We start from the raw sequence: 12,250 nt of genomic DNA on the forward strand, positions 1-12,250 counted from the left end.
CTTCACCCCGTGACATGTCCTGCCCCCTACGAAAGGTACAACTATGAAATTCAAACTCGCATTACTCAGTGCAACCCTGGTTTCTGCATGCATGTTGTCCGGCACGTCCTTTGCGGCGGAAAAATATGAAATTGCTGTGGTTGCCAAAGTCACCGGGATTCCGTGGTTTAACCGGATGGAAACCGGCGTTAATGAAGCAGCAAAAAAACTGGATGTGAATGCTTACCAGACCGGGCCTTCCACGCCGGATCCGGCTCAACAGGTGAAAGTCATTGAGGATCTGATCGCCAAAAACGTTAACGCGATCATCGTGGTACCGAATGATGCCAAGGTCCTTGAGCCGGTGCTGAAAAAAGCGCGCGATAAAGGCATCGTGGTGCTGACGCACGAATCCCCGGACGAGCAGATTGGTCAATGGGATATTGAAACCATCGACAGTGAAAAATATGCGCAGGCTAACGTCGATGAATTAGCGAAAAGTATGGGCGGTAAAGGGGGTTATGCCATCTATGTCGGTTCGCTGACGGTACCGTTGCATAACGCGTGGGCCGATTTTGCGATTAAGTACCAAAAAGAAAAATATCCCGAAATGTTCGAGGTCACTTCACGTCTGCCGGTCGCGGAAAGCATCGATAAATCCTACGCCACCACGCTGGACCTGATGAAAACCTATCCGCAGATGAAGGGCATTATCGGCTTCGGCTCGCTGGGTCCAATCGGAGCGGGCCAGGCGGTGCAGAAAAAACGCGCCAAAGATAAAATCGCCGTCGTCGGGATCGCCATGCCAGCACAGGCTGCGCCGTACCTGATGCGCGGCGATATCAAAAAAGCGCTGCTGTGGGATCCAAAAGACGCGGGATACGCGCTGGTAACGGTGGCCGACCAGCTGTTGCAGGGTAAAGAAGTTAACGCCGATTTGAGTATTGATGGTTTAGGGAAAGCCGATATCGACACGGAGAAGAAAGTGATCCGCTTTAACAAGATCCTCGAAGTCACCAAAGACAACGCACAATCACTCGGTTTCTAAGGCTTTAGCCGACACCAGGGAACCTTAACGCCGACCGTCTGGTCGGCGCTATCAACCAAACTAACACTTAGCGTCCATGCGGACGTGCGCAGGGGTATTGTCCATGACAGACACCACCGCATTTATCACTCTTGAGAATATCAGCAAACAATTCCCGGGCGTGCTGGCGCTGGATAACGTGAATCTGACGCTGAGAAAAGGCGAAGTTCACTGTCTGGCGGGTCAAAACGGCTGTGGTAAAAGCACCATTATTAAAGTGATCTCTGGGGTGTATCATCCGGAAAAAGGCGCGCAGATTTTACTCGATGGTAAATTATTCCATCACCTGACGCCGCAGCTTTCTTCCCATTATGGTATTCAGGTTATTTATCAGGACCTGTCGTTATTCCCTAACTTTAGCGTCGCTGAAAATATCGCGGTCAACCGCTATCTGCCCGGTGGCGATATCTGGGTACGCCGTGGCGCGATGAAACAGCAGGCGCTGGCCGCCATGAAACGCATCGGCGTGAACATCGATCCCGATAAAAAAGTCGAAAAACTGTCGATTGCCGACCGGCAACTGGTCGCCATTTGCCGCGCTATTGCCGCCGATGCGCGTCTGGTGATTATGGATGAACCCACCGCTTCGTTAACCCGCCAGGAGGTCAATGGTCTGCTGCGGGTCGTCAACGAACTGAAAGCGGCCGGGATTTGCGTGGTGTTTGTCAGCCACCGTCTGGATGAAGTGATGGAAGTGGCGGACCGTATCAGCGTGATGCGCGACGGCAAACTGGTAGGAACATACCCAGCCAGCGAACTCGACAGTCACGAACTGGCCTTCCTGATGACCGGACAACGCTTCCACTACAGCCCGCTGCCGGAAAGACCCGCTATTGAGCAAGAGCCGCTGCTCGAGCTACGCAACCTCAGCCGCCGGGGGAAATATCAGAACATCAATTTATCGCTACATAGCGGTGAGATTGTCTCCATTGTCGGTCTGCTGGGTGCCGGTCGCACCGAGCTTTGCCTCAGTTTGTTCGGCATGACCCATCCGGAAAGCGGCGAAATGCGCATTAACGGTCAGCCGGTTACTCTGCGCAATAACCATGACGCCATCAAACACGGGATCGGCTATGTCTCAGAAGATCGCCTGACGCAGGGGTTGATCATGGAGCAGTCGATCTATGACAACACCATCGTCACGGTGTTTGACCAACTGCATACCGGCAGCGGTCTGCTCGATCATCGTAAAGCGCAAAAGCTGGTCGCCGATTTGATCCGTGAGTTGAACATTAAAGTCTCCGATCCGCATCTGCCGGTCAAAACGCTCTCCGGCGGTAATGCCCAACGCATTGCCATTGCCAAATGGGTGGCAACCCATCCGCGCATCCTGATCCTCGACTCCCCTACCGTCGGCGTGGATATCGCCAACAAAGAGGGGATTTACCAGATAGCCCGCGATCTGGCGGAACAGGGAATGGCGGTACTAATGATTTGCGATGAAATCCCGGAAGCGTATTACAACAGCCATCGTGTGCTGGTGATGCGCCGCGGCAAACTGGTGGCGGAATTTAATCCTCATCACTGCCGTGAAGAGGAGATTGCTGAAGTGGTCGAGGTAATCAATGAATAGTCTGCGTCTCTCCCGTTTAATCGGGCAACATGAATTCTGGCTGGGCCTGCTGGTCGTGGCGCTCGCCGTCGGGCTGAGCGTCAGTACCGATGAGTTCCTGTCGCTGGGCAATCTCACAGATGTCGCCACCAGTTACGCGATTCTCGGCATTCTCGCCTGCGGGCTGTTTGTGGTGCTGATTTCCGGCGGGATCGACATCTCATTTCCGGCGATGACCGCGATTGCCCAGTATGCGATGGCCAGTTGGGTGATCGCTCACGGCGGCAACTTCATATTGGCTTTAACCATCGCAATGGCGGTAGGTCTGCTGCTTGGGCTGATTAATGGCTTCCTGGTGTACTGGCTGCGCGTTCCGGCGATCATCATTACCATCGCCACGCTAAACGTCTACTACGGCCTGCTGGTTTATGCCACCAAGGGTACCTGGCTGTACGGCTTCCCGGACTGGTTTATGAACGGTATCAACTGGTTGTCGTTCACCGCGACAGACGGCTACGACTACGGTTTAACCCTGCCCCTGCTGTGCCTGGCGGCGGTGATCATCTTTACCGCCGTGCTGATGAACTATACCCGTCTTGGCCGTCAGGTTTACGCCATGGGCGGCAACCGCGACGCGGCCTCGCGCCTGGGGCTGAATTTGCTGAAGCTGCATTTCTACGTCTATGGCTATATGGGCATTCTGGCAGGCGTTGCCGCCGTGGTTCAGGCGCAAATCACCCAGTCTGTTGCCCCCAATTCCCTGCTCGGCTTTGAGTTAACGGTGCTGGCGGCGGTCGTGCTCGGCGGCACCAGCATGAGCGGCGGGCGCGGTACGTTAACCGGAACGCTACTGGGTGTTGTGCTGCTGGCGTTCTTGCAAAATGGTCTGACGCTGCTGAGCGTCTCCTCTTACTGGCACACCGTGTTCAGCGGCGCCATTATCCTGGTCAGCATTAGCGCCACGGCCTGGAACGAAAAACGTAAACTGGCAAGGGAGCTTTGAGATGAAAACAATCGCCAGATTTTTACCCGGTGATGCCATCATTCGTCTGCAATGCGTCATTATTGTGGTCGTCGCCCTGGTCTTCTCGGCCCTGCTCGGCAGCCGTTTTTTCAGCGTCGCTAACTTCCAGTCGATCGGCTCGCAGTTGCCAATCCTCGGCATGCTGGCCCTCGGGATGGGTATGACCATGCTGACCGGCGGCATTAACCTGTCGATTATTGCCGGTGCGAACGCCTGCTCGCTGGTGATGGCGGCGATTATCGTCACCCACCCGGATAACCCGCTGTTTCTGGCGCTGGCGTTGATTGCAGGCGCAGCGGTGGCGGTGGCTATCGGCACGCTCAACGGCGCTTTAATTGCCTGGGTCGGCGTCTCGCCTATTCTCGCCACCCTCGGCACGATGACGCTGATCTCCGGGCTGAATATTTTGCTCTCCAACGGGACGGTGATTTCCGGCTTCCCGACCGCCATTCAATACCTTGGTAACGCGACGATTGCCGGTATTCCGGTGGCACTGCTGCTCTTTTTCCTCGTGGCAATCCTGCTGTGGGTGCTGCTGGAGCACACCACGCTTGGGCGCAGCCTGTATCTCGTCGGTTCCAATGAGCAGGCTACCCGCTACAGCGGTGTGAATACCGTACGGGTACAAATTTCGGTGTACGTTATTTCTGCCCTGCTCGGCTGGGTCGCCGCCATTCTGATGATGGCGAAATTCAACTCGGCAAAAGCCGGATACGGTGAATCCTACCTGCTGGTCACCATCCTTGCCTCCGTGCTCGGCGGTATCAATCCGGACGGCGGCTTCGGACGCATTATCGGCCTGGTACTGGCGCTGATTGTGCTGCAAATGCTGGAAAGCGGCCTTAACTTGCTGGGGGTCAGCAGCTATCTGACGATGGCGCTGTGGGGCGCGGTGCTGATCCTCTTTATCGCATTACAGAATCGTAAAGCCTGATTTCAGGAGAAAAAATTATGGCAAGTTACTTTATTGGTGTGGATGTCGGAACCGGAAGCGCCCGCGCTGGCGTGTTTGATCTCAACGGCAGAATGGTCGGTCAGGCCAGTCGGGCCATCGAGATTTACCGTCCGCAGGCCGATTTTGTTGAGCAGTCTTCCGATAACATCTGGCAGGCTGTGTGTAACGCGGTACGCGATGCGATTAACCAGTCGGATATCAATCCTATCCAGGTGAAAGGTCTGGGCTTCGACGCCACCTGTTCACTGGTGGTGCTGGATAAAGAAGGCAACCCGCTGACCATCAGCCCTTCCGGGCGCAGTGAACAGAACATTATTGTGTGGATGGACCATCGCGCCATTACTCAGGCCGATCGCATTAACGCCCTGCATCATCGGGTGCTGGACTATGTGGGCGGTATTATCTCCCCGGAAATGCAAACGCCAAAACTGCTGTGGCTGAAGCAGCATATGCCCAATACCTGGGCTAACGCCGGTTACTACTTTGACCTGCCTGATTTCCTCACCTGGCGGGCAACGGGCGATGACACGCGCTCATTGTGCTCGACGGTGTGTAAATGGACCTATATGGGTCATGAAGATAAATGGGATGCCAGCTATTTCCGCCAGATTGGGTTGGAAGATTTGCTGGAGCACGATGCCGCCAAAATTGGCCGTTACGTGAAGACCATGGGCGAACCGCTCGGCCATGGGCTGTCAGCGCGCGCCGCCAGCGAAATGGGACTCATCCCCGGCACCGCGGTCAGCGTATCAATTATTGATGCCCACGCCGGTACGCTCGGCACACTCGGCGCCAGCGGCGTTTCTGGCGAGGTGCCGGATTTCGACCGTCGTATCGCACTGATTGGCGGCACCTCCACCGGACACATGGCGATTTCCAAAGAGCCGCGTTTTATCGGCGGCGTCTGGGGGCCTTACTACTCTGCCGTACTGCCGGAATACTGGCTCAACGAAGGCGGGCAGTCGGCTACGGGGGCGTTAATCGACCACGTAATTCAGTCGCATCCGTGCTACGACACCCTACTGGCGCAGGCTAAGTCCCAAGGGCAGACCATTTATGAAGTGCTGAATGCGTTGCTGCGTAAAATGGCCGGTGAGCCGGAAGATATCGCCTTCCTGACCCGCGATATGCATATCCTGCCCTATTTCCACGGCAACCGCTCGCCGCGCGCCAACCCAACGCTTACGGGTGCAATCACCGGACTTAAGCTGTCGCGCACGCCGGAAGATATGGCGCGACAGTATCTGGCGACCATCCAGGCCATTGCCCTCGGTACCCGGCATATTATTGAAACGATGAATCAAAGCGGCTACACCATCGATACGATTATGGCCAGCGGCGGCGGCACGAAAAACCCGATCTTCGTTCAGGAGCATGCCAACGCCACTGGCTGCGCGATGCTATTGCCGGAAGAGAGTGAAGCCATGCTGCTGGGCGGCGCCATGATGGGAACCATCGCCGCAGGCGTTTTTGACTCCTTCCCGGAAGCGATGTCGGCGATGAGCCGGATTGGTAAAACGGTCACCCCGCAAACCAACCGTATTAAGCAGTACTACGATCGCAAATATCGGGTATTCCACGAGATGTATCAGGATCATATGAAATATCGCCAGTTGATGCAGGAGGAGGCATGAGTAACTCATGGTCTCAAGCCACCGGCGTATTCCAGATCTACAGCGATGCCCTTGCGGGACTGGGACAGCATCTGACTGAGCCGGTCTGGCAGTCGCTGATGGCGGAACTGCGCGGGTGCCAGGGGAAAATCGTCGTTACCGGCGTCGGTACCTCCGGCATTGCGGCGCGTAAAGTCGCGCATATGCTCGCCTGCGTGGAGCGCCCGGCGATTTATCTCAATGCCACCGATGCGGCGCACGGCGATCTGGGTTTTTTACGCGCCGACGACCTGGTTATTATGCTGTCGCGCGGTGGCAATTCGGATGAACTTACCCGGCTGCTGCCTGGGCTGGCGGCGAGAAATGTGCCGATCCTGAGCGTGACGGAAAACGCCAATTCGGCCATCGCTAAAGCCTCGAGGCTGGTGATTTCCACCGGCGTACAGCGTGAGGCCGACCCGCTGAACATGCTGGCGACGACCTCAATTCTGCTGGTTCTGGCTATCTTTGACGCCGCCTGCGCCTGTCTGATGAGTGAAAGCGGCTACTCAAAGGAGACACTGCTGGCGGTGCATCCCGGCGGCGATGTGGGATTAACGCTGCGCCGTGGGCAGTAACGGCATCCGGTGTATTGTTACGTTCACCTTATGTTATTCACTTCTCTGAAACGATACTGCCTGTGAACGTGTTAAGGGTACTATCGCCGTACCCTTAACAATCCCGGCTCCCGGCGGGAAAATTGCCACTTCGTGGTTCCCTCCGCTTATTCCTCCAGGCTACCGGGCCGGGCGCGAGGTAGCGTCCTTGCAAAGCGCGCCCTGAGCCAGCATCCATGCTGGCTCTCCCGGCCTTACGGAAACACGTCGGCAATTTTCAGCCGGACCAGCCCACACCTGACCACCTGTATTTTTATTTGAAAATATCTGAACAGCAAAACGGATATAGCTAAAAGCAAGAGCGCTGAAGCGACACCCCGATCCGGAATCACATGTTCTCCATAATGTTTAACAGCCATGCAGTACATCTCTACCAGTTCTTTTATATGTAAACTAAAGATAAAACCGTGAAAAAGTGGGTTAACGCGCTGCGTTTCACTACCGCTATCTGTTCCGCACGTTAAAAATTCTGTGACGCTCCCCAGCATTCCTGGCGTAAAGCTTTCCATTCCGCAAATCTATGCGCAAACTTTAACTATTCTTATCAAACATACTCACGGGAGATTCTACAGATGATGTCAACGCTCGCCCCGCCATCTGTACTTTCCGCTCCCCAACGCCGTTGCCAGGTACTGCTGACGCTTTTTCTGCCGGGGCAGATTGCTACCGCGCAGACCTTCAGCAGTCTCAATGGCGTCGATGATGCCACCGTTCAGGAGGATATCATTGGCGCGGGGCTCGAAATCCAGCGCTATCATCGGCTCGCCATTACTTCCGCCCAGAATGGCGGCTATACGATCGAAGGCGCCCCGCTGAACCAGCGGCTGTGCCTGTTGCATTGGCTGCGCCGTGGCCTGCGGATCTGCCCGACGTTTATCACGCAACATTTCACACCCACATTGAAAATGGCGCTTAAACAGCAGGGCATAGCGCGCACGTTGTATGATGACACCAATCTGCATGCGCTGATTAACCTCTGCTCCCGACGCTTGCAAAAACCCTTTGAGTGCCGTGATATCCAGTTCCTGCGGCTGTTTTTACAATACTGCCTGCTGCAACATCACGCGGGGATCACCCCGGAGTTTAATCCGCTCCAGCAGCGCTGGGCGCAATCCTGCGCGGAGTACGCTCTGGCTGAGGAGATTGCCCGCCACTGGCAACGTCACGTCATGCAAAGTGCGCCGCCGGGCGAATCGCTGTTTATGGCATTGCTGTTCTCAATGATTCGCATCCCCGATCCCATCCGCGATAACCACCAGCAGGATCGCCGTTTGCGTCTGGCTATCGCGCGGCTGGTGTTGCGTTTTCGCGAGTATGGCAACGTTCGCTTCAGCGATGAACAAGGGCTGAACGACCAGTTGTATATCCACCTTGCCCAGGCCCTGAACCGCAGTTTGTTTGCCATTGGTATTGATAACACGCTGCCGGAGGAGTTCAGCCGACTTTATCCCCGGCTGGTTCGCACCACCCGCGAGGCGATACACGGATTCGAAGCGGAATACGAAGTGCAATTTTCAGAAGAAGAGATCGGTCTGGTAGCGGTGATTTTCGGTGCCTGGCTGATGCAGGAGAAGGATTTGCACGAAAAGCAGATTATCCTGCTGACCGGCAGTAATGAACAACTCGAAGCGCATATAGAACAGCAGCTACGCGAACTGACGCTACTGCCGCTCAACGTAAAACATATGCCAATGCAGGACTTTCAAAAAGAGGGTGCGCCGCGCGGCGTAACGCTGATCGTCACACCGTACACTACGCCGCTGCCGCTGTTTTCACCGCCGTTGATTCATGCGGATCTGGCGCTGACGTCTCACCAGCAGCAGCAGATCCGCAAAATCCTCGAATCATAACGTCGCAGGCTGCGCCACCACTTTCGGGCGCAGCACGATAGCCGGTAGCGCCACCAGCGCCATCACCCAGAATACGCCGCTGCCCAGGTTTTGGTACAGGTAGCCAGCGAAAACGGTCATGATGGCGATACTGCCGCCCATCGCTATCGCGGAATAGACCGCCTGTAAACGAATCACTTCGCTGCCCTGTCGCGCCGCGATATAGCGCATTGCCGCCAGGTGGCAGACGGTGAAGGTACCGCAGTGCAGGATCTGCACCACAATCAGCCACGGTAGTTCGGTGCTCCAGCCCATCAGCCCCCAACGCGCCACGCCGCAAACGGCGGAAAGCAACAGCAGATCGCGGGCGCTAAAGCGGCGGAACAGCTTGTGGCTAAGCGCGAAGATAATGACTTCCGCCACCACGCCCAATGACCATAAATAGCCCACCGCCGAAGCGGAATAACCAGCAGACTGCCAGTAAATGGCGCTAAAACCGTAATAGGCGGCATGCGCGCCCTGCAGCAGACTCACGCAGGCAAGAAAACGCCAGCTTTGCGTTATTAACGCGCGCCATGCGGGCCATCCCGCACTCTCCTGCTGACGGTTTTCACCAGCTGGCTGCACGCTCGGACGAATCATCATGCCCAGCAGCATTGAGGCGACGCCAAGCGACAGCAGAATAAGGATCACCCGATAGTCAAACAGGCTCACCAGCTTACCGGTCAGCGCAGAGCCAATCACAAAGGCCACGGATCCCCACAGTCGAACCCGCCCGTAATCCATGGTTATCTGTTTTTGCCAGGTGTTAGCCAGCGCGTCAGTCAGCGGCACCAACGGTGAGAAAAACAGGTTAAATCCGACCATCACCACCATCAGCCACGCCACGTTGGTCCCCGCCCAGAAGGCCAGCGCAAACACCAACGTCAACAGAGCCAGAATACGTAAAGCGGTAATCAGACGAGAGGGATCGCTCACGCGCGGCGCAATCAGCAAGCTACCGAGAAAACGGGCAATCAGCCCCGCGCCCAGCAGTAAACCAATGGTTTCCGGCGTCAGCCCCAACCCTTCGAGCCAGACGCTCCAGAAAGGCAGAAAAATACCGTAGCTAAAGAAATAGGTGAAATAACCGAGCGCCAGCCAGCGCGTGGAATGCAAAGCCATGAATCCCTCCCGTTTGGAGACGGTAGTCTGGCGATAAACTCTGGCTGGCGCAAGAGACCATTAACAGGCAGATAACATGATTTTCGCCCTATTCGACGCAAATTTGCATCGCAAAATGACAGCGTTCTCCCTGCGCTAAAACCTGCAATCCCGGCTGCCCCTGCATGTGGTGGGCATTCACCGGATGCGTCTGCGGCTCCAGGCACAGGAATGGTTCACCCGACATTCTGAACAGCATCAGCCACGGAGTTTGCGCTAAAATCGAGACTTTCATCACATCGCGCTGAATAACGGCCCGCCCGCTCCAGCCAGAATAACCCACATTCAACCAGGCATCTTCACCGTATTGCGCATGCATAAAATCCGCTGCGGGTGGAATATCACTTTGCCAGTCCAGTGGCAGATGCTGTTCCCCCTCCGGCCAGTAGCCGCTGGCAGTGAACTGGGCCGTACTGTACGTATCAAAGGCGAAAAACGGATGGAACCCGCAGCCATAGATCATCGGTCGTTCCCCGCAATGGGTGAGCGTCAATGAAGCATGCAGGCTCGACGCTTCCAGTTGGTAGCAAATCTGCGCCGTATAGTCGTAGCCACAGGGATGCCAACTGCGCAACTGTAGCAAACAACCGCTTGGTGTCGCGGTGATAACCCGCCAGCGCTGCAGCCAGCCGTCACCGTGCAGGAAGAAGTGTTCATCCGCCTCATGGTGCGGTAGCACAACCTCTTCCCCACGTAGCATAAAACGGTTGCCCGCCACCCGGTTTGCCACCGGCATCATCGGGAACAGGCCGCAATCACCGGGCTGCTGACCATGACCTTCACGTAATATTGCCCGTTGATGTTGTAACGAAACCAGACTCAATAGCGAACCGCCCTGCGGATCTACGCACATCCGTAGATGTGCGTTTTGAAGCATCAGCAGAGAATTCATTAGCGGGCGCTTCGTTGTTGGCTTGATGCGCCAACTTTCGTATGCTGCGCCGCCAGCTGTTCCTCCAGCGCTTCCAGCGTCACGCCTTTGGTTTCCGGCACATTACGCAGAATATAGATAAAGCCCATCGCGCAAATCACACCGTAGAGCAGGAAGCTTCCCGATGCGCCCAGACTCGCATTCAGCAGTGGGAAGGTATAGGTCAGCAGGAAGCAGGCAATCCACAACGCCAGCGTGCCGAACGACATCGCTAACCCGCGAACACGGTTGGGGAAAATTTCGGACAGCAGCACCCAGGTTACCGGGGCCAGCGTCAGGGCGTAAATGGCGATCGCCGCCAGCACCAGTACCAAAACCGGCCAGCCCAGAATGCCCAACCCGTATGCCCCGGCAATGAGTATGTAGATAACCGTCAGCCCTGATGCACCAAACAGCATCAGTTTACGACGCCCAATTTTGTCCACCAGCGGCAGAGCGGCAAGGGTAAAGACCAGATTGATGATCCCGGTCGCTACGATCGATTTTAACGTGCCGTTGATGTCGAATCCGGCAGAAGCAAATATCTCCTGCGCATAGTTGAAAATAACGTTGATCCCACACCACTGCTGGAACACTGCCAGCACCATGCCAATAATCACTATCGGTTTGATCTGCGGTTGTAACAGTGATGACCACGCGACCTTGTGGTTATCTTTTTGTAGCGTATGTTCAATCTCTTTCAGCGTTTGCCCGGCATATTCCGCCGAACCAATGCGCTGCAGCATGGTGCGCGCACGTTCGGCTTTTCCTGCCTTCACCAACCAGCGCGGCGATTCAGGGACAAAGAACATCAGCACCAGGAAAATTACCGCGGGCACTAATTCAGCGCCAAACATCCAGCGCCAGCCCGTCTGACCGTTCCAGCTTTCCACAATCGCCTGCTGCGTAGCGCCTGTAGCGACAGGCTCGGCAATCATCAGGTTGATAAGCTGCGCCGCCAGGACGCCAATGACGATGGTGAGTTGGTTAACGGCAACAAAGCGACCACGCTTTTCCGCCGGGCTGACCTCAGCGATATACAGCGGGCTTAGCGCGGATGCCAGACCAATCCCCACGCCGCCAACGATGCGATAGACAACAAACATGTCAAAATTGCTGGCAACTGCTGTTCCCCAGGCTGAAGCGCTAAAAAGGATTGCCGAGAGAATCAGCGGCATCTTTCGGCCAAACTTATCGGCGCACCAGCCGGAAATCAGCGCACCAAAGATACAACCAACCAGCGCCGAGCTCATCGCCCAGCCAGATTGCGCCGGATCGGTAATCGAAAAATAAGCTTCATAGAAGGGCTTTGCCCCGCCGATCACCACCCAGTCATAGCCAAACAGTAAACCACCGCAGGCGGCAACCAGGCAGATAGTCCAGACGTAACCAATCTTTAAATGTGTCTGCGCGTTATTCATTATGATTCCTCTTTCAGGGAA

Annotated in this window: 11 protein-coding genes; 7 read left to right on the forward strand and 4 right to left on the reverse strand. The window is 55.7% G+C overall.

All coding sequences use genetic code 11. From position 1 onward, the window contains the following. The first annotated feature begins 43 nt into the window (after positions 1 to 43). From FDW97_RS09395 to FDW97_RS09420, 6 genes are all read left to right on the forward strand, one after another. A complete protein-coding gene (locus FDW97_RS09395; RefSeq protein ID WP_038642638.1) occupies positions 44 to 1,027 on the forward strand; it encodes an autoinducer 2 ABC transporter substrate-binding protein in 984 nt (327 codons plus the stop codon). A 103-nt stretch (positions 1,028 to 1,130) separates the two neighbouring features. Continuing rightward, positions 1,131 to 2,639 (forward strand): sugar ABC transporter ATP-binding protein, encoded by a 1,509-nt coding sequence (locus FDW97_RS09400; protein ID WP_069324450.1) that lies wholly within the window; start codon positions 1,131 to 1,133, stop codon positions 2,637 to 2,639. Continuing rightward, on the forward strand, positions 2,632 to 3,621 hold the full coding sequence (locus FDW97_RS09405) for an ABC transporter permease (protein WP_038642642.1): 990 nt from the start codon (positions 2,632 to 2,634) through the stop codon (positions 3,619 to 3,621). Before FDW97_RS09400 ends, FDW97_RS09405 begins: the two co-directional genes overlap by 8 nt. 1 nt (position 3,622) lies before the next feature. Further along, positions 3,623 to 4,576, forward strand: coding sequence for an ABC transporter permease (locus FDW97_RS09410; RefSeq protein ID WP_038642644.1), 954 nt, complete (start codon positions 3,623 to 3,625; stop codon positions 4,574 to 4,576). A gap of 17 nt (positions 4,577 to 4,593) precedes the next feature. Continuing rightward, on the forward strand, positions 4,594 to 6,231 hold the full coding sequence (locus tag FDW97_RS09415) for an FGGY-family carbohydrate kinase (protein ID WP_038642646.1): 1,638 nt from the start codon (positions 4,594 to 4,596) through the stop codon (positions 6,229 to 6,231). Then, complete coding sequence (locus FDW97_RS09420; RefSeq protein WP_085049316.1) at positions 6,228 to 6,827, forward strand: SIS domain-containing protein; 600 nt, start codon at positions 6,228 to 6,230, stop codon at positions 6,825 to 6,827. The genes FDW97_RS09415 and FDW97_RS09420 overlap by 4 nt, the downstream gene beginning before the upstream one ends. Positions 6,828 to 7,060: 233 nt before the next feature. Here the strand turns inward: FDW97_RS09420 and FDW97_RS23415 are convergent, their stop codons facing one another. Then, a complete protein-coding gene (locus FDW97_RS23415) occupies positions 7,061 to 7,375 on the reverse strand; it encodes a hypothetical protein (protein WP_170973667.1) in 315 nt (104 codons plus the stop codon). Between the two features lie 63 nt (positions 7,376 to 7,438). Here FDW97_RS23415 and csiE point away from each other — a divergent pair, with 63 nt between their 5' ends. After that, positions 7,439 to 8,716 (forward strand): stationary phase inducible protein CsiE, encoded by a 1,278-nt coding sequence (csiE, locus tag FDW97_RS09430; protein WP_038642650.1) that lies wholly within the window; start codon positions 7,439 to 7,441, stop codon positions 8,714 to 8,716. Here the strand turns inward: csiE and FDW97_RS09435 are convergent. The 3 genes from FDW97_RS09435 to FDW97_RS09445 form a co-directional block, all read right to left on the reverse strand. Next, complete coding sequence (locus tag FDW97_RS09435) at positions 8,711 to 9,859, reverse strand: 3-phenylpropionate MFS transporter (RefSeq protein WP_038642652.1); 1,149 nt, start codon at positions 9,857 to 9,859, stop codon at positions 8,711 to 8,713. The genes csiE and FDW97_RS09435 overlap by 6 nt on opposite strands. Before the next feature lie 88 nt (positions 9,860 to 9,947). Then, positions 9,948 to 10,790 (reverse strand): aldose 1-epimerase, encoded by an 843-nt coding sequence (locus tag FDW97_RS09440; protein ID WP_137350950.1) that lies wholly within the window; start codon positions 10,788 to 10,790, stop codon positions 9,948 to 9,950. Beyond that, the gene (locus FDW97_RS09445) at positions 10,790 to 12,229 is read right to left on the reverse strand and encodes a sugar porter family MFS transporter (RefSeq protein ID WP_087856406.1); all 1,440 of its coding nucleotides are present in this window, start codon (positions 12,227 to 12,229) and stop codon (positions 10,790 to 10,792) included. Before FDW97_RS09445 ends, FDW97_RS09440 begins: the two co-directional genes overlap by 1 nt. Positions 12,230 to 12,250: the final 21 nt, after the last annotated feature.

The sequence above is a fragment of the Citrobacter sp. wls708 genome (assembly GCF_005281255.1).
Lineage (GTDB): Bacteria > Pseudomonadota > Gammaproteobacteria > Enterobacterales > Enterobacteriaceae > Citrobacter > Citrobacter werkmanii.

What these genes read in the sequence shown, in the direction of transcription:
- FDW97_RS09415 (WP_038642646.1), top strand. Translation starts at nt 4,594, where the DNA reads ATGGCAAGTTACTTTATTGGTGTGGATGTCGGAACCGGAAGCGCCCGC.
- csiE (WP_038642650.1), top strand. Translation starts at nt 7,439, where the DNA reads ATGATGTCAACGCTCGCCCCGCCATCTGTACTTTCCGCTCCCCAACGC.
- FDW97_RS09420 (WP_085049316.1), top strand. Translation starts at nt 6,228, where the DNA reads ATGAGTAACTCATGGTCTCAAGCCACCGGCGTATTCCAGATCTACAGC.
- FDW97_RS09435 (WP_038642652.1), bottom strand. Translation starts at nt 9,859, where the DNA reads ATGGCTTTGCATTCCACGCGCTGGCTGGCGCTCGGTTATTTCACCTAT.
- FDW97_RS09395 (WP_038642638.1), top strand. Translation starts at nt 44, where the DNA reads ATGAAATTCAAACTCGCATTACTCAGTGCAACCCTGGTTTCTGCATGC.
- FDW97_RS23415 (WP_170973667.1), bottom strand. Translation starts at nt 7,375, where the DNA reads ATGGAAAGCTTTACGCCAGGAATGCTGGGGAGCGTCACAGAATTTTTA.
- FDW97_RS09445 (WP_087856406.1), bottom strand. Translation starts at nt 12,229, where the DNA reads ATGAATAACGCGCAGACACATTTAAAGATTGGTTACGTCTGGACTATC.
- FDW97_RS09410 (WP_038642644.1), top strand. Translation starts at nt 3,623, where the DNA reads ATGAAAACAATCGCCAGATTTTTACCCGGTGATGCCATCATTCGTCTG.
- FDW97_RS09405 (WP_038642642.1), top strand. Translation starts at nt 2,632, where the DNA reads ATGAATAGTCTGCGTCTCTCCCGTTTAATCGGGCAACATGAATTCTGG.
- FDW97_RS09400 (WP_069324450.1), top strand. Translation starts at nt 1,131, where the DNA reads ATGACAGACACCACCGCATTTATCACTCTTGAGAATATCAGCAAACAA.
- FDW97_RS09440 (WP_137350950.1), bottom strand. Translation starts at nt 10,790, where the DNA reads ATGAATTCTCTGCTGATGCTTCAAAACGCACATCTACGGATGTGCGTA.